The sequence below is a fragment of the Mycolicibacterium novocastrense genome, assembly GCF_001499835.1.
In the GTDB taxonomy this organism is placed as follows: Bacteria; Actinomycetota; Actinomycetes; order Mycobacteriales; family Mycobacteriaceae; genus Mycobacterium; species Mycobacterium novocastrense.
In genome coordinates this window covers 43,339-65,641 of sequence record NZ_LQIH01000018.1, presented here as the reverse complement: position 1 = coordinate 65,641, position 22,303 = coordinate 43,339, and the positions used below count along the sequence as shown (strand labels likewise).

The 22,303-nt window shown below is 67.1% G+C and carries 25 protein-coding genes and 1 pseudogene; 8 read left to right on the top strand and 18 right to left on the bottom strand.

Annotated elements, in window-relative coordinates:
* Nucleotides 1-17 precede the first annotated feature (17 nt).
* The 3 genes and pseudogenes from AU072_RS14945 to AU072_RS14935 all read right to left on the bottom strand — a co-directional run bounded on the left by AU072_RS14945 (nt 18) and on the right by AU072_RS14935 (nt 2,136).
* A complete protein-coding gene (locus AU072_RS14945; RefSeq protein ID WP_064414522.1) occupies nt 18-509 on the bottom strand; it encodes an NUDIX hydrolase in 492 nt (163 codons plus the stop codon).
* A 93-nt stretch (nt 510-602) separates the two neighbouring features.
* Nucleotides 603-794, bottom strand: a complete 192-nt coding sequence (locus tag AU072_RS14940; RefSeq protein WP_064348755.1) for a hypothetical protein — start codon at nt 792-794, stop codon at nt 603-605.
* A 33-nt stretch (nt 795-827) separates the two neighbouring features.
* Nucleotides 828-2,136, bottom strand: a pseudogene (locus tag AU072_RS14935) (NAD(P)/FAD-dependent oxidoreductase).
* Between the two features lie 45 nt (nt 2,137-2,181).
* Between AU072_RS14935 and AU072_RS14930 the strand changes: the two are divergent.
* From AU072_RS14930 to AU072_RS14920, 3 genes are all read left to right on the top strand, one after another.
* The gene (locus AU072_RS14930; RefSeq protein WP_064414497.1) at nt 2,182-2,994 is read left to right on the top strand and encodes a hypothetical protein; all 813 of its coding nucleotides are present in this window, start codon (nt 2,182-2,184) and stop codon (nt 2,992-2,994) included.
* 189 nt (nt 2,995-3,183) lie between these two features.
* The gene (locus AU072_RS14925; protein ID WP_064414496.1) at nt 3,184-3,489 is read left to right on the top strand and encodes a hypothetical protein; all 306 of its coding nucleotides are present in this window, start codon (nt 3,184-3,186) and stop codon (nt 3,487-3,489) included.
* A 74-nt stretch (nt 3,490-3,563) separates the two neighbouring features.
* Nucleotides 3,564-4,514, top strand: a complete 951-nt coding sequence (locus AU072_RS14920) for an ankyrin repeat domain-containing protein (protein WP_064414521.1) — start codon at nt 3,564-3,566, stop codon at nt 4,512-4,514.
* A 52-nt stretch (nt 4,515-4,566) separates the two neighbouring features.
* On the opposite strand, the gene AU072_RS14915 is transcribed toward AU072_RS14920, so the two are convergent.
* The 5 genes from AU072_RS14915 to AU072_RS14895 all read right to left on the bottom strand — a co-directional run bounded on the left by AU072_RS14915 (nt 4,567) and on the right by AU072_RS14895 (nt 7,127).
* Nucleotides 4,567-4,932 carry a DUF732 domain-containing protein gene (locus AU072_RS14915; RefSeq protein ID WP_064414495.1) on the bottom strand — a complete coding sequence of 122 codons (366 nt, stop codon included), beginning with the start codon at nt 4,930-4,932 and terminating at the stop codon, nt 4,567-4,569.
* 25 nt (nt 4,933-4,957) lie between these two features.
* Nucleotides 4,958-5,539, bottom strand: coding sequence for a hypothetical protein (locus tag AU072_RS14910; protein ID WP_174523772.1), 582 nt, complete (start codon nt 5,537-5,539; stop codon nt 4,958-4,960).
* 122 nt (nt 5,540-5,661) lie between these two features.
* Entirely contained in the window at nt 5,662-5,844 is a 183-nt protein-coding gene (locus tag AU072_RS14905) for a hypothetical protein (RefSeq protein ID WP_064414494.1), read from the bottom strand.
* Entirely contained in the window at nt 5,841-6,278 is a 438-nt protein-coding gene (locus AU072_RS14900; protein ID WP_064414493.1) for a hypothetical protein, read from the bottom strand. The genes AU072_RS14905 and AU072_RS14900 overlap by 4 nt, the downstream gene beginning before the upstream one ends.
* A gap of 45 nt (nt 6,279-6,323) precedes the next feature.
* A complete protein-coding gene (locus tag AU072_RS14895; protein ID WP_064414492.1) occupies nt 6,324-7,127 on the bottom strand; it encodes a nuclear transport factor 2 family protein in 804 nt (267 codons plus the stop codon).
* Nucleotides 7,128-7,234: 107 nt separating this feature from the next.
* Between AU072_RS14895 and AU072_RS14890 the strand changes: the two genes are divergently transcribed.
* Nucleotides 7,235-7,654 carry an Rv0313 family protein gene (locus tag AU072_RS14890; protein WP_064414491.1) on the top strand — a complete coding sequence of 140 codons (420 nt, stop codon included), beginning with the start codon at nt 7,235-7,237 and terminating at the stop codon, nt 7,652-7,654.
* A gap of 21 nt (nt 7,655-7,675) precedes the next feature.
* Here AU072_RS14890 and AU072_RS14885 read toward each other — a convergent pair whose 3' ends face one another.
* Entirely contained in the window at nt 7,676-8,677 is a 1,002-nt protein-coding gene (locus AU072_RS14885) for an alpha/beta hydrolase (RefSeq protein ID WP_064414490.1), read from the bottom strand.
* A 253-nt stretch (nt 8,678-8,930) separates the two neighbouring features.
* On the opposite strand from AU072_RS14885, the gene AU072_RS14880 reads away from it, so the two are divergent.
* Nucleotides 8,931-10,388, top strand: a complete 1,458-nt coding sequence (locus tag AU072_RS14880) for an aldehyde dehydrogenase (RefSeq protein WP_064414489.1) — start codon at nt 8,931-8,933, stop codon at nt 10,386-10,388.
* Here the strand turns inward: AU072_RS14880 and AU072_RS14875 are convergent.
* Genes AU072_RS14875 through AU072_RS14855 form a run of 5 tightly spaced genes read right to left on the bottom strand, consistent with a single transcriptional unit; the run spans nt 10,380 to nt 14,468 of the window.
* On the bottom strand, nt 10,380-10,802 hold the full coding sequence (locus tag AU072_RS14875) for a hotdog family protein (protein WP_064414488.1): 423 nt from the start codon (nt 10,800-10,802) through the stop codon (nt 10,380-10,382). The genes AU072_RS14880 and AU072_RS14875 overlap by 9 nt on opposite strands.
* Complete coding sequence (locus tag AU072_RS14870) at nt 10,799-11,272, bottom strand: FAS1-like dehydratase domain-containing protein (RefSeq protein WP_064414519.1); 474 nt, start codon at nt 11,270-11,272, stop codon at nt 10,799-10,801. The genes AU072_RS14875 and AU072_RS14870 overlap by 4 nt, the downstream gene beginning before the upstream one ends.
* Nucleotides 11,273-11,325: 53 nt before the next feature.
* Complete coding sequence (locus tag AU072_RS14865; protein WP_064414487.1) at nt 11,326-11,739, bottom strand: nuclear transport factor 2 family protein; 414 nt, start codon at nt 11,737-11,739, stop codon at nt 11,326-11,328.
* A 12-nt stretch (nt 11,740-11,751) separates the two neighbouring features.
* On the bottom strand, nt 11,752-13,353 hold the full coding sequence (locus AU072_RS14860) for an AMP-binding protein (protein ID WP_064414486.1): 1,602 nt from the start codon (nt 13,351-13,353) through the stop codon (nt 11,752-11,754).
* Nucleotides 13,353-14,468 (bottom strand): aromatic ring-hydroxylating oxygenase subunit alpha, encoded by a 1,116-nt coding sequence (locus tag AU072_RS14855; RefSeq protein ID WP_064414485.1) that lies wholly within the window; start codon nt 14,466-14,468, stop codon nt 13,353-13,355. The genes AU072_RS14860 and AU072_RS14855 overlap by 1 nt, the downstream gene beginning before the upstream one ends.
* Before the next feature lie 105 nt (nt 14,469-14,573).
* On the opposite strand from AU072_RS14855, the gene AU072_RS14850 reads away from it, so the two are divergent.
* Nucleotides 14,574-15,815 (top strand): cytochrome P450, encoded by a 1,242-nt coding sequence (locus tag AU072_RS14850; protein ID WP_064414484.1) that lies wholly within the window; start codon nt 14,574-14,576, stop codon nt 15,813-15,815.
* Nucleotides 15,816-15,817: 2 nt separating this feature from the next.
* Here AU072_RS14850 and AU072_RS14845 read toward each other — a convergent pair whose 3' ends face one another.
* Entirely contained in the window at nt 15,818-18,151 is a 2,334-nt protein-coding gene (locus tag AU072_RS14845) for a CaiB/BaiF CoA transferase family protein (RefSeq protein ID WP_082680880.1), read from the bottom strand.
* 67 nt (nt 18,152-18,218) lie between these two features.
* On the opposite strand from AU072_RS14845, the gene AU072_RS14840 reads away from it, so the two are divergent.
* Nucleotides 18,219-19,028 carry a FadR/GntR family transcriptional regulator gene (locus AU072_RS14840; protein ID WP_064414483.1) on the top strand — a complete coding sequence of 270 codons (810 nt, stop codon included), beginning with the start codon at nt 18,219-18,221 and terminating at the stop codon, nt 19,026-19,028.
* A 20-nt stretch (nt 19,029-19,048) separates the two neighbouring features.
* On the top strand, nt 19,049-19,774 hold the full coding sequence (locus AU072_RS14835) for an SDR family NAD(P)-dependent oxidoreductase (protein ID WP_064414482.1): 726 nt from the start codon (nt 19,049-19,051) through the stop codon (nt 19,772-19,774).
* Here AU072_RS14835 and AU072_RS14830 read toward each other — a convergent pair.
* Genes AU072_RS14830 through AU072_RS14820 form a run of 3 tightly spaced genes read right to left on the bottom strand, consistent with a single transcriptional unit; the run spans nt 19,761 to nt 22,290 of the window.
* On the bottom strand, nt 19,761-20,891 hold the full coding sequence (locus AU072_RS14830; protein WP_064414481.1) for an amidohydrolase family protein: 1,131 nt from the start codon (nt 20,889-20,891) through the stop codon (nt 19,761-19,763). The two genes, AU072_RS14835 and AU072_RS14830, sit on opposite strands and share 14 nt — an antisense overlap.
* Nucleotides 20,888-21,937: an amidohydrolase family protein gene (locus AU072_RS14825; protein WP_064414480.1), complete on the bottom strand. Its 1,050-nt coding sequence runs from the start codon at nt 21,935-21,937 to the stop codon at nt 20,888-20,890. The genes AU072_RS14830 and AU072_RS14825 overlap by 4 nt, the downstream gene beginning before the upstream one ends.
* Nucleotides 21,934-22,290, bottom strand: a complete 357-nt coding sequence (locus AU072_RS14820; RefSeq protein WP_064414479.1) for a Rieske (2Fe-2S) protein — start codon at nt 22,288-22,290, stop codon at nt 21,934-21,936. Before AU072_RS14820 ends, AU072_RS14825 begins: the two co-directional genes overlap by 4 nt.
* Nucleotides 22,291-22,303 lie beyond the last annotated feature (13 nt).

Genomic DNA, 22,303 nt, shown 5'->3' with positions numbered 1-22,303 from the left:
CGGTCGCGCATTGACGATCAATGCGATCGAGACTCGGCCGGTGCGTCGTCTGCGATTGCCGCCATCAGGCGGTCCAGTAGGACCCGCTGACCCTTCAGCAGCTTGGACCGAGCCTGCGCCACGGGGAACCAAGCAGCCCGGTCGATTTCGGGAAACTCCCTGATCGCGCCAGACCCTTTTGGCCACTCCATGGTGAAGGTGTTGGAGAAGGTGCCCTTCAGGTCGAGGTCGCCTTGCACCGCGAATGCTGTCACGATCTTGCCGCCGGGTTGTTTGACGGGCCCCAACGCGATGCGGGGGCCCTGCGGCGGACGCTTGCCCAGTTCCTCTTCGAATTCGCGGCGCGCGACGGTCCACGGGTCCTCGCCCTCGCCGTATTCGCCCTTGGGAATCGACCAGGCCCCTTCGTCCTTGCGCGCCCAGAACGGTCCGCCCGGGTGGCCGATGAGCACCTCGACGTCACCGTCACGCACCCGGTAGAGCAACAGCCCCGCACTCAACTTCGGCACGTTCCCCATCTTCCGCGAGCGACCGTGGCTGTACACCGACACGCCGCGTTCGGGCGTACAAAAGCGGTCGCTCACGGCCGGGAAGGGCGGCGGTCAGTACTTGCGGTCGCCCTCGCTGCTGTCGAAGAAGTCCCAGTCGCCGTCGTCGTTCTTGACCTCCATGCGCCAGCCGAGTTCGGGGTCCGCCTTCTGGTCGACGAACCAGGCATGAGCATCGTCGGCGCTCTCGATGTCCTTGGTGTCGACAACCTCGCCCTTGGGGTTCAGCACGCGATAAGTAGCCATGCCGACACAATTCCCCGGTTCAACGGGTTTGAATCAGCCCGCTTTCGGCGTCGGGATGCCCTCGCTGGCCGAGAACTGCGCGTCCTCCTGCGTGGACAGCCCGAACGAGACGACGGACCGGTCGAAGAACAGATCGGTCAGGTAGGCCAGCGTCACCGCCCAGCGGTTGACGAACCGCGGAATCGCGTACACGTGATAGGCCCGGGTAACGACCTTGGCCGGGAAGCCGGACAACTGGATGTTGAGCGGATTGGCCACGGCGTAACGCGGGCCCAGGTCGACGACCAGGCCCATGTTGCGGTGCTTGTAGCGCTTCGGTTTGCCCACGCCGAGGCTGGCTGCGACGTTGCGCGCCAACACCTTTCCCTGCCGCGTGGCGTGCTGGGCGGTCGGCGGCGTGATCTTGCCGGGCTGTGTGACGTCGGGCACCGCGGCCGCATCGCCCGCGGCGAACACCCCGGGGTGGCCGGGAACCTCGAGTTCGGTGGTCACTTTCAGCCGGCCGCTCTCGGTCGGCAGCCCCAGCTTCTCGATCAGCGGCGCACCCGTCACCCCGGTGACCCACGCGACGGTATGGGTGCGGATCAGCGAATCATCGCTGAGCACAACATGTTCGGCGTGTACCTCCTTGAGCGTCACTCCCAGTCGGACGTCGATGCCGCGCGACTTGAGCACGCGCTGCGCCGCGGCACCCAGCTTCTCCCCGACTTCCGGCATAACCTGCTCGGCCAGGTCGAGCAACAGGAACTTCACCTCGTTCGGGTCGAAGCCCATCTGATTGGCGGCCGCGTCGGCCAGCGCCCGCAGTTGCACCGCCAGTTCCGTACCCGAGTACGACGCGCCGACCACGACGATCGTGCGCCGCGCCTGACGGCGGCCGGCATCGTCGTCGACATCGGCCAGTTCGAGTTGCTGGAGCACGTGATCGCGCAGATACAGGGCTTCGGCGGTCGACTTGAGACCGCGCGTGCTCGGCGAGGCCGGGCACGTCGAACAGCTTGGTGACCGAACCGGGGGTCAGTACCAGCCGGTCCCATGACAGCGCGCGTGACCGTTCCTCGGGATCGGTGAAGGTGACGGTGCGTCCTTGGAAGTCGACCTCGTCGACGCGGCCGCGGATCGCCTGCACCCCGCGCAAGGCGTTGGCCAACGGGATCGCGACGAAGCGGGCATCGACCAACCCGCCGGCGACGTCAGGTAGCAGCGGCGTGTACAGCATGTAGTCGACCGGGGAGACGATCGAGATCTCGACGTCGGAACGCTCTTTGCGCAGTTTCTTGGCCAGGGTGCGCGCACACTCGAAACCGGTGAATCCGCTGCCGACGATTACCACGGAGGTCATGCGCCCGACTGTACGGAACCGCCCCCGTCGGGGAATGCTGGAGGCATGACGCGCCCGGAACCTCTGCGCCGATTCGACCCGCTCCGACCCCTCGACATGTTGACCGCGTTGTGGTCCTCGGCCGCGGTGACGCCGGTCACCACCGGGGCGGCCGCGGCGTACCGAACACTGTTCCTGACGGTCCGCCGACTCGTCGTCGGCAGGCGACTCACCGTCAAACTCGACGAGGGTGATCTGACGCTGACGGTCACCGAGTTCGACTCGCGCCTTGATGTCCGGGGTCTCTCGGTCGGTCAGCTCAACGACGTACGGCTGGCCGCGCGCGACATTCAGTGCAACGGGGCGCAGTTCGACCACGCCACCGCGGTGTTGCACAACGTGCACATGCGGCCCACGGCGCCACCGGTGCTGGTCGCCGCGCCCGTCGAACTGACGTTGGAGATTCCGGCGCCGGTTCTCGACGACGTGTTCCGCTGGGCGGCGCCGCGGCTCTCGGGCGCGGTCGGCGCCGACGGTGTGGCCCGGCTGCGCCTGGCGCGGCGGCCGGGCGCCGGCCACCTCGAGGTCGACGCATATCTGGACGGCTCGACACTGTGGCTCAAACCACGCTGCCTCACCTTCGGCCGGACACGCTGTCCGCTTCCGGCCCGGACCCCGGCCTACCCCGTGCGGCTGCCCGAACTGCCGCACGGTGTGCGACTCACCGGAATCAGCTTCGCACCGGGTGTGGTGCGGCTGTCGGCGTCGGTGGCGGAGTGGCGGATGGACCTGCCGCTGACGAGGCTCGAGGACATCCTCGGCCAGTTGAGCGCAGTCGGCCGTCCACTGCAGCTGAGCCGGTTGGGGCGCCTACTCTGACAGTGTTTGCGCACACCGAACATCGTTGCGCCGCTTAAAATCTGCCAATCTCCGGTCAATTTCTGCCAGGGAATTAAACCCGTCTCTTCTTGGTTGCCGCTTATGAGTCGACCGGAACGCGTCCGATCCGAATTTATTTGGTGGAAAGCGGGTTTCGGTGGCTCGCAGACATAGAAAAGAGGCACGTCAATGAAAAAGATAGGAATTGCAGCCGTAGCGAGCGGACTGGCCGCCGCCCTGATCGGGCTGGCCGCACCGGTGGCCGCCGCACCGTCGGGGTCGCAGAACGCACAGGACACCATCAACCAGCTCAAATCTGAGGGGTACAGGGTCATCGTCACTCAGGTGGGGACGGCCCCGCTGAGCGAGGCCGAGGTGGTCGCGGTCCGCGAGGGCCCCACCTTCACCCGGATCGACGCAGGCGCCCCGGTGATCGGGAGCAGCCACAACTACATCACACATCAGGACCGTCTCGTCTACGTAGACGTCAAGTAGCCGGTACTTGAAAGACGGCGCGAGAGGGGCACCCGCAGGGGTGCCCCTCTTCGCGTATGGGCACAATCCTCGCTGTGGCCGAACTCGCCCGGTATCAGGACGGGACCGCATGGGTCGTCATCCTGCTCGACGGCGCCGATCTGGTTTTCTGCACCGATTACGCGGACGGCGAACCGCCGAGGGGCACCTCCGAGACCCGCATGCGGGTCGAGGATTTCGTCGCCCGAGGCGAAGGTCCGTGGCCCTGGTACGACCTCGGTCCAAAGCGTGAGGGTGTGTTACGAGCGCTGGCCGGACTCGATGTCGACCCACCGGAATGGACAGAGCCACTACCACCGGACGTGCTGGACCTGTTTCGCCGGGCGCAGCGCGGCGACTCGGCGGTGATCGAGATGCTCGCGATGGGCGCCGATCCCGATCCAGTGGATGCGTGTGGTGCGTCACCGCTCTGGTACGCGGTGCGCTCACCGGGCCTGGGCCTCGCGGTGGCGCTCATCGATGCGGGGGCCGACGCGGGACGGCGCATCGAGTTGTCGGCCCGCGGTGAGCGCTACACCACGATCCTGCACGAGATCGTGCGCAATGGGCGCACCGTGGCGCTGAAACACGCCCTGGCCAACGGCGTGTGCCCGGCGCTGCTGGACTCCGAAGGTGCGACACCGCTGCACGTGCTCGGCGGCGATGGCGACAACGTCAACCCGGAGTCGGTGCGCGCACTGGTGCGCGCCGGTGCGCCGGTCGACGCCGTCCTGCCCGACGGCACCCAACCCATCGACCGGGCCGCGCGGCAGTTGCTGCCCGCGACCGTCGCCACGCTCGTCGATCACGGTGCCGATCCGGGGCGCGGTCTCGACGCGCTGATGTCGTGGTGGGCGGCCGGGGTGTCGTGCAGCGTCCAGCGGGCGGGTGTCGTGACCGACGTCGTCGAGGTGCTGCGCACCGCGGGCGCCCAGGTGAGCCAACGTCACCGTGACGCCGCGGCCGCCGCCGGCGTCGAGCAGGTGACGGCGGCCCTGCGTCGGTGAGGCGTCAAAAGCCGGATACGTCCGATACGTCCATCGGATCCGGCGGCGGGCTCTAGATTCCGAGGAACGGCAGCGGGATCGGCGAATCACCGTTGCCGATCGACGACACCATCGCGGGGCAGAACATCGAGATAGCGATGCCGGTGAACATGGTTGCCGGCCCCAGGGACATACCGCCCATTTCGGCGACCTTGGCCGCGACGTTGGCGGCGTTCTGGCCCGGATCGGCGAGCATGGGGCACACCTGTTGGCCCACCGCGACCGCACTGTTCGGATCGCTCATGACGACACCGGCCTCCGTCACCGCGTTGATAAACGCGTCGTCGACGGGGTCAGCCTGCGCCGGCGCGGCCACTAAGGCCGCGGCGGCCAGAAGTCCGGAGGTCAGCGCGAGCGCCGACACGGGTTTGCTAAGCACCCGGGAATCCTACGCCGTGGACCCCTCAGACGCCCGTCCAGGCGGTGTCGATGGTGGCGCCCACGTCGATCACCTTGGCCTTCTGGGAGGCCGGGCTGTCGATCTCGCCGGCGACGTGCGCGGCGATGAACCGCCGGATCTCGGCGTCGATGCCGCCGAGAATGCGCACCACCTCCCCTCGCAGCGACTTGGACGTCACATGGATGGAGATGTCGGAGGCCCGCGGTTTCTCGACGTCGAGGATCAGCAGCAACGGTTCGGCGGCGCGCGCGGTGGCGTTCAGCGCGATCTCCCCGAAAACCATGAATTTCGGCTTGTCGATGCGCAGATCGACCATCATGTCGATCTCCAGCGGGATCCGAATGGCGAACGTGATCAGCGGTCCCACGTGGCGGGTCAGTCGCGGCTCCTGGATCCGTACCTTGGCGGTGACCTTGGCGATTTTGCCCGGGCCCTGAGCGATGGGTCCCATCTCGAACTCATCGCCGGCGATATCGGCGATGGCGCTGCCGACACGCTGCTCGGTCACGGCGACCTCGAAGAATCTGCGGCCGAATTCCTCGTAGGTGATCTCGGTGGACTCATCGTCGACAGGCATGGTGCTCATACCGTCTCACGCGCCCAACTCGGGCTGCACGCGACGCGACCCGCCGCGACCGAATCGAGACACCTCGTGCACGCCTCCCGCGATGCTTCTGCAACCGTTCCGCGATCCTGTGCGACGGCCAGTCAGCCACCGCCGTTACTGCGCGCCTCGGCCCCGCTCTCCTCTGCGTCGATGGCGTCGTCGGAGGATGTCTGGCCGACATAGGTGCCGTCGCCGCCGCTGTCCTTACCGGCGCGGGAGCTCGCCACGTGGTCGTCCTCGGTGACGCCCTCTTCGCTGCTGTCGTCGTCTTCGCGCGGAGTCATGCGGCCGGATTACCCGCGGTGGAGGTGGTCAAACGGTCGCTCGACGGTGACCGGGGCGGCACGAGCTTGAGCGCCAGGAGCCCGAGCAGCGCCACGATCAGGGCCGGTGTCCCGTACAGCAGGACCCCCATGGCCAGGGTTGTCGTCGAACCGCTCATCGCGGCGGCGACCACGTGAACGGAGAACGCCCAGCTGGCCATCAGGGCGACGCTCATGACGACCACCGCGACGGCCAAGCTGCGGGCAGGCCCGTAGTGCCGGTAACCGGTGACAGTGAGCACCGCAACGGTGGGGATGCCCAGGATCGCGGCGGCCATCCACGTCTGGTCGAGCGTCGCGAGCTGTCCGATCGTCGGCAGGATCAGGCAGGAGGCCAAGACCGCGGCCAGCGCCACGCCCACAACGGCGAACTCGCGTGAATCAGTGTGTCGCATGGTTGCTGAGTTGCCCCGGGTCGAGGACACGAAACGTCGGGTGGTTCAGGCCACCGTCGCGGCGTAGTAGCGGATTCGCCTGATCGCGAACGGGTTCGTCGCCACGTCGGCGATCAGCACGTCGCGCGTCCGGGCGCCTTCGATGCCGCACACCAGGCTCTGACCCGACCCGATCAGTTTGCGGGAGCGGGCGCCGGTCAGCCGGGACAGCAGTTCTGTGCTGCCCATCGGTGTGTGGTCGCCGGCGGTGATCTGCGCGCCGCCGCCCAACCAGCGCCGCAGCCCGACCTCGTCACCCGCACGGGCGGCCGCGAGAAATTCCCCGAACCGCCGCTTGCCCTGGGGGCCGACGCCACGGAAGCCGCCCAGAAAACCGAGCGTCCCGACGATGCCCTGGTTCGTCAGCAGCCCCCGCGACAGCTGGAGCCCGGCGGGCACCGATCGGATCCCCCCGCTGAGGAACTGCCCGACCATCGCCGGGAGCTCCCAATAGGCTGACAGCTCTGCGATTTTCAGCTCACCTGCGTCCTCGTGGAGGTGGTAGCGCAGGTAGGCGGGGATCCGCATGGTCAAACCCGCGGCCATGTGAACCTCGAGCTCCAGATCGCGGACGACGGTCGAGCCCACCACGATGTCGACGTCGCGGTGAAACGCGATGTCGCGCGGGCCGATGAAGGTGTCGTAGAAGCGGGTGATGGCCGTCGGCCCGCGGTGCGGCTGTGCACCCACCGGGTCTTCGACGATCGCGTCGAAGGTGAAGGCGGCGACCCACGCCTGGCGGTCGTGGACGGCGACCGCGGCCGGGGATCGCTCGACGGCGGCCAGGGCGTCGGCCCGGGAGATGGCCATAGAGGTTGCCTACCACTTCGGGATCGCCTCAGTCGACTACTTCACCGCAGGCGGGCACACTGGAAGCACTACCGCGCAGAGGTGCGGGCGCCCCAGGAGGAGGCACCATGAGCAGCAACGGCCCGTTCGGGTTCGACCCCGAGGAGTTCGACCGCGTCGTGCGCGAAGCCGGTGAGGGGCTGCGCGACGCGCTCGACGGCCTCGGCAGGTTTTTCAGCACGTCGGGGGAACGTGCGGGCTGGGCCAACCTGGTCGACGAGTTCACCCGTTCGTCCCGGCCCCGGCGCGAACCGGAGACCACCGGTGAGACCGGAGACGGGGTGTGGGCCATCTACACCGTCGACGACGACGGGGGTGCGCATATCGAGCAGGTCTACCCCACCGAGCTGGATGCGCTGCGGGCCAACAAGAACAACACCGATCCCGCCCGCAAGGTGCGGTTCCTGCCCTACGGCATCGCGGTCAGCGTATTGGACGCCGGCGAAACGGACTCGGCCCCGGACTCCCCTGCCGCCGACGACATCTAACGCGAAATCGCTTGCACCGCTTCACTGCTCGTTCGTCGGCTGGGCGTCCAGCACTCGCTGGATATCGGGTTTCATCTGCTGTAACTGCTGGCCTGCGTAGCCCCAGCTGTGGATGCCCGCGGGAAAGTTGAACACGCCGTTGTTCCCGCCCGCGGCGATGTAGGCGTCGACGAACGCCCGGTTGGAGTCGATCGCGAAGCCTTCGAGGAAGCCGAGCCCGGCGATGGGCGCGTCGGGATTGGTCAGCGCGGGGTCGGTGAGTGTGCCGTCGCCGCAGTAGATCCAGACCCGCGTCCCGTTGGCTGCGAGCCTGCCTGCCTGCACCGTGGGATCGTTGCGGGCCCATGCGGGATCGCCGGGCGGGCCCCACATCGCGGTGGGATCGAAGCCCCCGTTCCACATCTGGGCCACCCTGACCTGGCCCGGGCCGTTGGGCGCTGACAGGTTCAGAAAGCCCGACAGCGAACCGGCATAACTGAACAGCTGCGGGTGGTAGGCCGCCAGGATCAGCGCCGCGGAACCGCCCATCGAGAACCCGACCACGGCGTTGCGGGTCGGTCGTACCCCTTTGTTGGAGGCCAGCCAGGCCGGAAGTTCCCGGGTCAGGAAGGTCTCCCATTTGTAGGTGTAGGTCGTGCCGTTGCCCACCGCGGGCGCATACCAATCGGAGTAGAAGCTCGATTTGCCGCCGACGGGCATCACCACCGAGATGCCCGAGCCGTCATACCAGTCGAAGGCCTGGGTGTTGATGTCCCAGCCGTTGAGGTCGTCGCCGGCCTCCATGCTGTCGAGCAGATACAACGCGGGTGAGTCTGCGCCCGCACCGAGAAACTCGACCCGGACCGTGCGGTTCATCGCCGCCGACGGCACTTCCAGGTGCTCGATCGGCAGACTCGGATCCGAAAAGGCCTGCGCGGACGGGCTTACACTCCCGGCCGCGAGGGCCGGAAGCATCGCGGCGGCCACTGTCGCTGCTGCCCATCGCGCAACCGGGCGGAGTGACGTCCACTTCACGAGCGCCATCGACGACCTCCCTCTCACCGCCGTCCCAGAGCGGACGATACGCCCGCCCGCACCGGATCGATCGCGAAATGGCATTCCGGCAGGGAAAGTTCGAGTCGACGGCTGCTGGAATGCCATTTCGGGGACTCGCGCCCGCGCCCCGGGCCCGCCAATTTTGTTATGTTTGCACAAATAGCGACTTTGGCGGCCGCCGCATGGTGTGGCGCGATGCGGACATCTGCGGAGCTCGCCCGGTGATCGAGGAGGCGCCGTCGTGAGATCGCTGAGCTACGAACGGCTTTTCATCGGCGGCCGATGGCAGACGCCGGCCACCGGACACCGTATCGCGGTCATCTCGCCGCACACCGAGGAGCAGATCGGCGAAACACCCGAGGCCGCCGCGCAGGACGTCGACCGCGCGGTGCAGGCCGCGCGCAAGGCTTTCGATGAGGGGCCGTGGCCGCGGATGAGCGTCGACGAGCGCATGGAGAAGGTCGAGAAGCTCGCGACGGTCTACGCGGCCCACACCGACGAGATGGCCGACCTCATCACCGCGGAGATGGGTTCACCGCGCAGCTTCAGCCGGCTGGGGCAGGCCACCGGTGCGCTCGCCCAGATACATCTGGGCCTGGCCACCGCGCGGGAGTTTCCGTGGGTCGAGCGGCGGCCCGGGTTGTTCGGCGACGTGCAGATACGGCGCGCACCCGTCGGCGTGGTGGGTGCGATCGTGCCGTGGAACGTCCCGCAGTTCCTGATCATGCCGAAGATGATCCCGGCGCTCATCGCGGGCTGCACCGTCGTGGTCAAACCGGCGCCCGAGACGCCCATCGACGCGATGTGGCTGGCGGAGATGCTCGAGGAGGTCGACCTTCCCGACGGAGTCGTGTCGATCCTTCCCGGCGGACGCGACACCGGTGAGCGCCTGGTGCATCACCCCGGCGTGGACAAGATCTCGTTCACCGGTTCGTCGGCCACCGGACGCCATATCGCCGCCGTGTGCGGCGAGCAACTCAAACGCGTCAGCCTCGAGTTGGGCGGCAAGTCCGCGGCGATCATCCTCGACGACGCCGACATCGAGCGCACCGTCGAGCATTTGAAGACGGCAAGCCTGATGAACAACGGGCAGGCGTGCGTGGCGCAGACGCGGATCCTGGTGAGCGAACGCCGCCACGACGACGTGGTGGAAGCGCTGAGCGCGATGATGTCGGGGCTTGCGGTGGGTGATCCCGCCGACGATGCCACCGACATCGGACCACTGGTGGCGCAGCGCCAACAGCAGCGGGTGCACGGATACATCGACGCGGGACTCGCCGAGGGCGCGCGAATGGTGTTGGGCGGCACCGACACACCCCATGACCGGGGGTGGTACGTCCAGCCGACGCTGTTCACCGACGTGACCAACGAGATGCGCATCGCCCGCGAGGAGATCTTCGGGCCGGTGCTGACCGTGCTCACCTACTCCGACGAACGCGACGCCATCCGGATCGCCAACGACAGCGACTACGGGCTGGCCGGCTCGGTCTGGACGGCCGACGTCGCGCACGGGCTCGACATCGCCGCAGAGATTCGCACCGGAACCTACGGAATCAACATGTACACGCTCGATACGACCATGCCGTTCGGCGGGTTCAAGCAGTCCGGAATCGGTCGCGAGTTCGGCGCGGAGGGACTGTCGGAGTATGTCGAGTTGCAGACGACCATCAGCGCGGAAAAGCTGCCCGAGCTAGCGTGACAGCTCGAGTGTCAGCTCCGCCGGGCAGCACAGCTCTCCGCGTTGATTGGACACGGTGATCTGCAGATCGATCAGGCCGGTATGCCGTTTCGCCACGACGCACCCGCGACCCACCATCGAGTCACCGGCGTAGATGGATCCCAGCAGGGTGATCTTGCGGCGCACCACGCGGCTGCAGGGGCCGGCCCAGTCGGTGGCGATTCGGTCGATGAATCCGGCGATGTGCATCGTGTTGACGAAGATCGTCGGATGGCCGTGCTGTTCGGCGTAGCGCGGGTCGTAGTGTGCCGCAAAGTAATCCCACGTGGCACCGGAGTTCATCACGACCCGCTGGTAGTCGATGTGGTCCACCAGTTCGGGCAGCTCCGATCCAACCGCGACCCGCTCCCAGTCCACCCCGGGCGGTGTCCTCACGGCTGTTCCTCGGGGGTGAACCGGAACAAGGTGTTGCGGTTGACGGCGACCAATGTTCCGTCGTCGCGGCGGAACTCGTCGCAGGTCTGGACGAAGTGACCGGCCCCATGGCGGGTCCGCTTCAGTGGCGAAACCGAGACGACCTCCTCGACCAGGTGCAAGCGATCGCCTTCCACGATCGCGCACGGATACTCGGCGTCGTTGGCGGCGTTGATGAACGTGGTCCCGGGCAGCGGAACGCGGAGTGCGATCGCCGCGACCGGTGATCGGCCGTTCGGCAGCCACGGAGGTGGAATCAGCCACCCCATCAACAGAGCGGGTGGGGCGAGCAGACCGCCCCACTGGCGGCGGGCGAAATCCTCGTCCCAGTACCCCGGATTGGAGTCGCGAACCATGGCCGCGAAGTGCTGGATGCGGGCCGCACTCACCGCGGTCCCGGCGTACCGCGGCTGTGTGCGCGTGCCGACCATCCGCAACGCGTCTTCGTATGTGCCAAACGCCAGCTCGTACCGGAGGGTCTCGGTCACCCCGGTAGCGCGCTCTCATGCGGAACCGAGTCCCAGGCCAGTCGACGCGAGGCGAAATACCACCCGCCGCGCTCGTAGACGAGGCGGTCGGTGTAGCTGCCGGTGGCCTCGAGTGCGTTGTCGCAGAACAGCAATGCGACGCACTGTTGAGTCGCTTCGACGCCGTCGACGGTGATGTCGTGGTCAACGGTGACGAGTCGACGGCCGCTGCCGCCGTCGAATGCCTCCGCAAGGTTGGTGAAGGACTCCTCGCCCCTGGTGTATGTCGCACCGGAGTGCCGGAAGGTGGCGAGCCATCCGGCCAGATCACCGCTGGAGAACAACCGGTTGTGCCTGGCGTCGAGGTTGAGGATGCCCGCCCGGCCCGCCAGCCCGTCGAGCACGTACTGCTGTTGGTAGCTCAATGCCATCGTCTGACTCCTTCACCGACTCAACAGGTAGCCGTGGGCTTCTCGATCCCACACCGCCGCGCTCAGGCCGCGTTGCCGCAGGACGTCCTTTCGCACCCGCCCGATGACGTTCTTCGGAATCTCGTCCAGCACTTCGAGATACCGAGGCACGCAGAAGTACGGCATGCGCGCGGCGCAGAAGTCCAGGAGTTCTGGAAGGTCCACCGTCACGCCGGGACGAAGGGCCACGACGACGAGGATGTCGTCCTCACCCAACTCGCTCGGGACGGCGATCGCGGCGGCTTCGGCGACCGCCGGGTGCCGCATCACCACCTGCTCGAGCTCGACCGACGACACATTCTCGCCTCGCCTGCGAAGCGAGTCCTTGGCGCGGTCGACGAATGTCAGGTTCTGGTCGTTGTCGAGGACACCCAGATCGCCTGTGCGGAACCACTCCGGGTGGGGCTCGATCCGCAGGCCGCGGTGCCCGGGCGCGGACGACACATACCCCTCGCTCATCACATGCGCTGTCCGCGGCCGGCACGCGATCTCACCCGTCACGCCGGGGGCAACGGGATGCCCGTCCCCGTCGACGATGCGGACCTCGAAGGCCGGGTTGACTGGTCCAGACGTACCCGCAACGCCGTCGTCCGAAACCGCCTTGTAGGCGATCGGGAACGCTTCGGTCATTCCGTACATCGTCACCACGCGGCACCGGTACCGCTCCTCGATCGCGCGGTACAGCTGGGCCGAAATGGGGGCGGCCGAGATGAACCGGATTCCGAGCTGCGCGTCGCTCGGGGCTGGCGGCAGATTCCACAGCATCGACACCATCGCACCCGCCCCGGCGAACCCCGCTGCGCCACAGGCTCGCAACTCATCTGACACATCGGCGGGGTGGAAGGCGCTGGCCAGCACGCTGGTGCCGCCGACGAGCATCGGCGCCAGCACCGTCGGGGCTGCGCTGAGGTGAAACAGCGGCATGGCCGTCCAGATCACGTCACCCCGGCCGTACTCCCACGCCGATGCCACGGTGGCGGCCGCGACGAACAGGTAGTGCCATGTGGTCGCCACCGCCTTCGAGGGTCCGGTGGTTCCCGAGGTGAAGAACAGCGCTCCCACGTCGTCCGCGTCTGTGCGCACCACCGGATAGGTGACGTCGTGGGGTCCGCTCAACTCGGTGCCGACCGAATCGTCGATCAGCAGGGTCGCGGCCGGGGCGTCGAGGTCGTCGGCCACCTCGGCGAGTCGAGCACGGCGGGCGTCGTCGGCCACGACCAGCCGGGCCCGCGACACGTTGAGCGCGTGTGTCAGGAAGTCGCCCTTGTTGGCGGCGTTGACCGCAGCGCTGACCGCACCCAACCGGGCGGCTCCGAGCCAGAAGTACACCCACTCGGCGCAGGTCCCGGCGAACAGCGCGACGGTGTCACCCCGGCGCACGCCGCGGTCGGCCAGCATGCCCGCCGCGGCGCAGGACCGGTCGCGCATCTGGGCGAACGTGATCGGGGTGCCGTCGATCGACATCATCACCTGATCGCCGAACTGGTCGGCACGGCGGTCGAGAACCGAAGCGACCGTGAAACGTTCGACGCCGAATGACGCGGGCTCGATGCACGACGCCCTGCCTGCGGGCATCAAGCGTCCGCTGCCGACGGGTCGGGTTCACCGCTGGCCGTGTACCCGAAGTCGGTCGCCGACGGTTCGGCACCCGGATAGAAGCGATGCGCCCAACGTCGCAGCGCGGCGTAGTCACGGGCCTCCTCGGGTGCGAGGTTCGGCTTCTCCAGGTACTTCATGTTCTCCCAGGTGAAGAAGTCCTGTTTGATGACCTCCTGCTGCAACTGCAAGAACTTCGCCGCACGACCCGTGGGCTTGTCGCCGGTCTCGCCCGGTTCGCGGACCGACGCCTGGGTGTAGAAGTAGTCGGTGTAATCCTCGTCGACCGGGGTCTGGCCCGTCACCTGGACGGTGGCGACCAACTCCGAGGGGAAGCGCACCACCCCGAGGCCGAGCGAGTAGTTGTCGTAGATGATCTTTGCGTCCACGGGCCCGTTCGGGGTGAGCCACGTCTTGGCCCGTCCCCCACCGAAATTCGCGTTCACCGTCGCGTGCAGGTGGTACCCGGACACTTCGAACGACGCGGTGTTGGCGGGATTGGCGGCCTTGTGCACGTATTGGACGTGGTACGGGTCGGCCGCGTTCTCGATGATCATCTGGGCGTGCACCTTGACCCGGTTGACCATCCGGGTGTGGGGGTGCAGGGGGTAGTACTCGTCGGTCTCGAGTTCAGGCAACACCGGCGGCTGCCAGTACGGGGCGCGGCCGTGGCGTTCGTGCCAGACCAAGATGAAGCCGTACCACTCGGTGCAGGGATAGCGCTTGATCCGCACATTCTGTTTGCAGCCGATCTTGCTGTAGGGAATCAGCGCGTTGGTGCCTTCACCGGTCCAGTGCCAGCCGTGCCAGGGGCAGACGATGTGCTCGCCCTCGACGGTGCCGCCGACGCCCATGTTGGCGCCCAAATGCTGGCAGTAGGCGTCCAGCACGTTGACCCGGCCGGGTTGAGTCCGGAAGATCACCAGCTCCTCGCCGAAATAGTGGGCGCGCTTGACCTGACCGGGTCCCAGATCGGAGGAGAATCCGACGATGAACCACCCCGTGGGGAACCGGTAGGTGGACAAGCTGATACCGCTGGGCCCGAATTCGCGCTCCGACGGGTCGAGGGTGGGATCGTCGACCGTATCCGTCATCGCAACTCCGTCCGCGCACGCACCAGCCGGGGTCAGCGGCGCTGTCCGTTGCCTATTTTTACTATTTTAGGCATTCTGGGTCAAGGACGGCGAAGGGAACCGCGCATGACGACGACCGCCCCGGTCGACCTTTCCGATCCGGCATTGTGGCAGAACGGTTTTCCCGATGAGCTCTTCACGCAACTGCGGCGCGAGCGGCCCGTCTTCAAGCACGAGCTCACCGAACGGGTCGCGGCGACGCTGAAGCGCGACTTCTGGATGACCACCAAGTTGCATCACGCTCACCGCATCCACCGCGACACCGAATCGTTCACCGCCGCCGAGGGGCCGTTGATCCAAGGAGTGGGCGCCGTGGGGGCGTTCCCGACGATCATCAACATGGATCCGCCCGATCTGCTCAAGCGGCGCCGGGTGATGTCACACGCGTTCACGCCCAAGGCGATCGGAAAGCTCGAGCAGGACATCCGCTCGCGGGCGGCCGCGATGATCGAGGGCCTCCTCGAGCGCGGCGGCGGTGACTGGATCGCCGACGTCGCCGACGCACTTCCGATGTCGGTGATCGGGGACATCGTCGGAATCCCCGAGTCGGACAGGCCGGAGATCTTCGACACCTTCGACCTGATCCTGCAGGCCAATTCGGCGTCGACGGACCAGCAAGCCGAGCAACAGCACTCCGAACTGTTCGGCAAGGTCTTCACCTACGCGGCGCAACTGACCGCCGAGAAGCGCCGGCACCCGACCGATGACATCTGGAGCACCTTGGCCACGGCGGTCGTGACCGACGAGAACGGTGAGCAACTGTCGATTCCCGCCGCCGAACTCGACATTTTCTTCTTCGTGATCGCGTTCGCGGGTAGTGACACCACCAAGAACGCGTTGGCCTACGGCCTGCGGGCGTTCGTCGACAACCCCGCGCAGATCCAGCGCTACCGCACCGATCCGTCCGTGCGCCAGACGGCGGTCGAAGAGGTGCTGCGCTGGTCGTCACCGGTGGCGTTCTGGAGCCGGGTCACCAAGGTGGACGTCGAGATCGACGGCGTCACAATTTCCCGGGGCGAACGCGTGGTGTCCATGTTGCGGTCTGCCAACCGCGACGAGGACGCCTTCGCCGACCCGTTCACGTTCGACGTCGGCCGTGCGGACAACCCCCACGTGGCATTCGGCGGTGGCGGACCACACCACTGCCTCGGAGCGATGCTGGCCCGGGCGGAGATCCGCGCTGTGCTCGACGAGGTGCTGTGCCGCGCCGACGAGATCGCTCTCGGACCGGCCGAGGTCACCTATCCGACCCTCGCCAACAACATGACGATCTTCCACTCGATGCCGATCTCGTTGCGGGCCCGCTGAATTCACAACCCCTTCGGTCGTGTCCCGATGACGCCCTGAACTTCGAGTCGCTCCAGGTCACCTTCGGTCAGGCCGCACAACGCGGTGAGGACCTCGGCGTTGTGCTCGCCGAGTGTGGGAGGCGGGCGCTTGAGCCATCGTTGGCTGCCGGGCAGCCGGGTGAACGGCGGACAAGGGTAGAGGTTGCCCCCGGTACTCGAATGGTCCAGGTGTTCGAAGAACCCGCGGTGTCGTAGCTGCGGGTTCTCGGTTACGAGCGAGGGCGACACCACGACCGCGGCGGGCACACCCGCGCGTGTCAGCGCCTCCGCGGCGGCCGCCGCGTCGCGGGTGGCGAGCCAGGTCTGGAGGTCCGCTCCGCCGGTGACGTCGGCCAGTGCGGCCTGTTCGTCTTCGGTGCGCGCGGCGAGTGCGATCCAGCCGTCGTCCCCCGCACACCGATAGACGTCCTGCACGGCCGCGCCCTGTCCCCGGTTGCCTCGCCGCTCCATCACCCGCCCGAACACCTCGTATTCGATGGTCTGGACGGCCGTCACGTTCAACACCGCCTCGATCATCGGCACCTCGACGAGTTGGCCATCGCCCGTACGGTCGGCGAACTCGAGTGCGGCGAGCGTCGCGAAGGCGGCGTGGGCCCCGGCGAGCGGATCGCAGGCTCCGCGCGGAGCGATCGGCGGACCGTCGGGCAGCCCGGTGACCCACGCCAGGCCGGCGATCTGCTCCATGGTCGGAGCGAATCCGACGCGGTCCCGCCACGGGCCGGCCAATCCGAACGCAGGCATCCGAACCACGACCAGCCGCGGATTGAGGGCGAGCAGGGCCTCTGCGCCCAAGCCGAATTGCTCCACCACGCGCGGCGAGAAATTCTCCACCACGACGTCGGCCCGGGCGATCAGGCGCCGAACCAGCCGCAGCCCCTCATCGGACTGCAGGTCCAGGGTCACCGACCGCTTGTTGGTGTTCATCGCGTGGAACACCCAGCCGTATTCCCACCAGTCGTCGACATCCTTGCGCATCCCGCCCGAATAGCGGATGCCGTCCGGGCGCTGGACCGATTCGATCTTGATGACGTCGGCGCCGAACGCGGCCAGCGAATGGGTGGCCGCCGGACCGGCCCAGAACGCGGTGAAGTCGACGACCCGCACACCCGCCAGCGGCATGCGTTCGGTCGTAGCCTGGTCGGCGCGTGACACCCTTGGCTCCCAGAGCGATTCACCGTCGCTCCCTCCGACGGCGGGTGAGGTGCCGACCGGGGCGGGACGCGCCCTCGACATCAGCCACGGGGGCCGCGGCTGGCGGAATCCGGCCGGGTTGTCGACGTAGACCCCGCGTTCGCGAAGGTGATCCATCGACGGAATCGTGGCGCCGTTACCCAACGGCGCGAGCGGCAACCGGAACAGTTGTCCCAGTTCGACGATTTCGGCGACTGTGCGTTCCCTCATCCACGGGCCGATGCGTTCGCGGATCCAGTCGCGGTAATCCCAACGGCCGATCTGGAATTGCAACTGCGCGATCTCGGTCAACTCCGGACAGTCGACCATCGCGGCGAAGTCCAGCCACTGCTGGCCGGTGACCATGCTGATGCCGACGTAGCCGTCCTTGGCGGGTTCGATCGACGGCACCTCCACCGACCGCCGCACCGGCGGGACCTGTAGCAGAGCCGAATGCAGCCACTCCCCGCTCTGCATCAGCGTGATCGCCTCGAGCATCGACATGTCGAGGTGGCCGCCGGCGCCGCCGGCACGGACGCGCCGACGAAGAGCCAATGCACCGTAGGCGGCCCATATCCCGCCCATGTACTCCCCCAGATCTCCGCCGATCGAAATCGGCGGACCCGCTGGATCGCCACGGAAACCGGTCAGGCCCGATGCCGCCTGCAGCGTGAATTCGGTGGCGGGCCGGCCAGACCACGGCCCCGTCCAACCGAAATCCGAGATCGAGACGACGCTGCATCCGGGCGCGACCGCCAGCAGCGCGGCGGGGTCGACACCGTTGCGGCGCGCCGCTGACTGGTCCCCCGTCACCACGATGATGTCGGCCCCGGCGAGTAGGTCGCCCGAAATGGCTGTGACACCACGCTTTCCGGCGTTGAGATAGCTGAACAGTGGCGAGTCGGTGCTGTCGTCAAGGGTGGCTCCGGTGGCCGTGACGCGGCGCAGCGGGTCGCCTTCGGGTGGTTCGACCTTGACCACGTCGGCGCCCGCGTCGGCGAGAAGCTTGCCGCAGTACGCACCGGCGATGCGGTCGCTGACCTCGATGACCCGCACATCGTCCAGTGGGGTAGGAACGGTGGCACTCACACGTTCACCCACGCGCACCTCCAGGTTTTTCGCCATCTTAATAACTATTGGCAGATGCGGGGCCGCCGGCTGGTGGCGCTATCACTGTTAATATTGCTAAGACATGACAACACTGGGTATCGGGCCCGAGGCGCGCCGCCGGCTGGGATCCCGCAGGACCGCGGAGATCGTCGCTGACGAACTTCGTCGGCAGATCATCGAGGGTGAGCTCGTCGATGGCGACCTGCTTCCGCGGCAGGAAGTGCTCGTCGAGCAGTTCAACGTCAGCCTGGTCTCGCTGCGGGAAGCGTTGCGGATACTCGAGACTGAGGGATTGGTCTCGGTGCGGCGCGGTAACCGCGGTGGCGCCGTGGTGCACGCACCGGCCAAGGCCAACGCCGCCTACATGCTCGGATTGTTGTTGCAGAGCGACTATGTCCCGCTGGCCGACCTGGGTACCGCACTTCAGGAACTCGACCCGATGTGTGCTGCGCTCGCCGCGCGGCGCCCCGATCGGGCAAAGACGCTCGTCCCCAAACTTCGCGAATACAACGCCGCGATGGAGGAGAACATCGAGGACGGTGCGCGATTCACCGAAATCGGCGGGCAGTTCCACGACGAGATCGTCCGCGGCTGCGGCAATCACACGATGGTCGCGGTGGTCGGCAGCCTCGAGACGCTGTGGACCGGCCACTTGAATTGGTGGGCCAATGAAACCGCCGCCAAAGGTGAGTACCCGTCGATGAAGCGGCGCCGCATCGCGCTGAGCGTGCACACCAAGATCACCGACGCCATCGAGGCCGGAGACGCCGAACGGGCTCGTAAACTGGCCGCCAAGCACGTCGCCGACACCCAGACCTACCTGTTGGCCGGTGATCCCGAACAGCGGATCGTCGCCCTCTCACCCCAGGCGCTGGCACAGCGTAAGCACTGAATGGCCGCGAAAGGCACTGTATGCGGACGGCTTTGATCACCGGCGGCAGCGGTGGCATCGGGAAGGCATGCGGCCGTAAGCTCGCCGAAATCGGCTACGACGTCGTCTTGACGGCGCGTCGGGAGGCGCCGTTGCGGGCCGCCGCCGAGGAGATTGGTGCGCGCTACGTCGTGGCCGACGCTAGCCTGCCATCGGGGTTCGGTCCCGCGGTCGAAGCCGCGGGAACCATCGACCTACTCGTGCACGCTTCGGGTGTTCTCGGTGGAACCTACGCGCGCAAGCAGACTTTCGAACAGTGGCGGGCGACGATGTCGGCGAACCTCGATTCCTGTTTCGTGGTGACATCGGCTGCGCTGCCGCGGATGCGGGCCGGTTCCCGGTTCGTGTTCATCTCGTCCTCGGCCGCGCATGAGCCGATGCGGGCCCGTACCGCCTACTCGGCGGCGAAGGCGGGCATGAACGCGTTCGCAGGCGCGCTCGCGCAGGAGGTCGACCGCGACGGGATCAACGTGCATGTGGTCACGCCCGGCCCGGTCGAAACCGAGATGCTGCAGGATGTGCCCTTCGAGATGTACGCGATCCGAGCCGCGGACGTGGCCGACGCCGTCGCCTGGCTCGACACCGTCGACCCGGCGGTCGACGTCCCCGAAATCCGACTGCACGCAATCACGCGGGGGCCCTCCGCCCGCCCGCCGATCGTCCCGCTCGAAGCGCAACGTCGCGCCGGAATCTCTACAGAGACTTGACCGTCGAGGGCAGCTTGTACAGCGCGGTGGCGTTACCACGCATGATGCGCTCGCGTTGGTCGGCGGGGAAACGGCGGACAGCCCACTCCGGCGAGTCGTAGCTCCAATGCGGGTAGTCGGTGGAGAACATCAAATTGTCGCCGAGGTCCATCATCTCGAGGTACTCGCGGTAGACGCCGACGTGGACCTCCTCCAACGGCTGCGTGGTGAAGCGCACGTGTTCTCGCACGTACTCGGACGGTCGACGCTTCACGTGCGGCAGATCGGATCTGCGTTGCTCCCAGATGCGGTCCATCCGCCACATGACCGGCATCGCCCAGGTGAAGCCACCTTCGACGAAAACCACGCGAAGATCCGGATGCCGGTCGAACGCCCCGTCGAAGACCAGGCTCATCAGATGCGAGACGTACAGCAGCGGCCAGGACGCGAAGAAGTCGTGCCAGTGTGCGGGGTTGCCCACGGGATAGATCGGGATCAGCTCAAACGGCGTCTGGCCCATCAGATGTGTGGCGATCGGTAAGCCGTGCCGGGCCGCTGCGCGATACAGAGGATCGAAATGTGGGCTGCCGAACGGGATTCCGCGGGTCTGCGGCGTCACCAGCACCTCGGCCATGTAGGGGTGCCCCGCCCAGCGTTCGACTTCGGTGGCGGCGGCGTGCGGATCCTGCGCCGTCACGCTGATCGTTCCGCGCCAGCGACCATGCCAGTTGGCGCCCCCCAGCCACACGTCGGCCAGCCAGTCGTTGTAGGTCGCCTTGAGGATGTGTTCGGCCTGCGGAAGCTGCGCGTCGCACATCGGTTCCAGCACAGCGATGCTCACGCCGGCGTCGACCAGCAACTGTTTGGCGGCGAAGTCGGGGTCACTGCCCGGTAATCCACCGCCCGGTGGGCCGGCGTCGACGCGCAGCGAGTTCGTCTTGTAGGAGTCGGGCGTGTCGTAGAAATGCGGCACCGGCGACACGGCGTTTCCCGTCGGCCACAGCGTGTCCCGCCACTTCGGCGGCGCATACGACTTGAGGGTCTCGACCGATACCGGCATCGGGTGGACATCGGTGTCGACGATCGTGACCGAGACGTCGACGGCCGAGGCGTGTGGAGCCGATGCGATGGCTGTCATGTCACCGTCACCTCGGCCTCCAGCGCATACAGCTCACTGGCGTTGCGCCACAGCAGGTTATCGCGTTGGTACTCGTTGAGGCCGCGCACCGCATCGGCCGGTGTGATCGCCGACCAATGCGGATAACTCGATCCGTACATCACCAGATCCGCCTTGTCGGTGAAGTCCATCCAGCGCGCGGCCTGGCCTTCGGCGGTCGGACCGTCGAAAGCCGACGTACAGAACCGGACATGGTTGCGTAGGTACTCGCTGGGATGGCGATCGACCCAGGGGGTCTGGTCCCGTACCGACATCCAGAACGTGTCCAGTCGCCACATCAGCGGGGTGAGGATGTCATAGCCGCCGTCGGCGAAGACGAACTTCAGGCCGGTGTGCCTGCCGAACATCCCCTCGATGATCAGCGTCGCCAGATGGACGAAACCGTTGAGCGGCATGAACGACGCATATCCGGGATAGGTGTGTGCGTGCCCGGCGAACGTCGGCGCGTGGTCGACACCGTTACCGCCGTTGATGCGCACTGCGACCGGAAGCCCGTGCGCCGCGGCGGCCTCCCAGATCGGCTCGAACATCGGCTTGCCGTACGGCTCACGCGACTGCATGGGGACGCCGACCTGAACCATCCTCGGATGGTCGGCCAACCGCTCGATCTCGGCGACCGCGCCCCTGACGTCCTCGGGGTTGACCCGGATGGTGCCGCGGAATCGTCCGGTGCCGTCGGGTTCGAGCCAACGGTCGAGCAGCCAGTCGTTGACCGCAGCGCAGATGCGGCTGTTGAGCAGATAGTCGGCGATGTTGCCTCTGGTCAACGGGTTGAGGATCGCGTAGTCCACTCCGCCCTCGTCGAACAGGTGGCGTGCCACGACGTCGGGGTCCGATCCCGGATAGCCGTCGTCGTACAGATCCGGCCGGTAGTCCCCGCCCGGCGCCTGATACCACTGCTGCTCGACGTCGGGTATCGCACGAAGTTTGTGCGGCTCGGCCAGGTAGCGCCGGATCTCGGCGTTGTAGCGGAAGTGCGGCTGCACGGATGCGTCGATGACGGTCATGCGGTCAGGTACACCTGCCCGTCGGCGACCTCGACCTCGTAGGTGCGCACCCGTTTCGTCGGGTCGGCCACGTTGAGGCCGGTCGGGATGTCGAATTCCCATTGATGCCAAGGGCATCGGATGATCCGGCCGGTGCGCACATGGCGAACCCGGTCCGGGAGTTCGGGCGCATACTCGGTGGTGCCCCGGACGTATCCGGCGCACAGGGGCGCACCCTCGTGGGAGCAGTAGTTGGCGATCGCGTACAGCGAACCGTCGATGTTGTAGACGCCCACGCCGAACTTTCCTGCCTGCACCAACTTCATGCTTCCTGGCGGCAGGTCCTCGATGGCACACACCGGTCGGCGCCGCATCACGTCCTCTCGG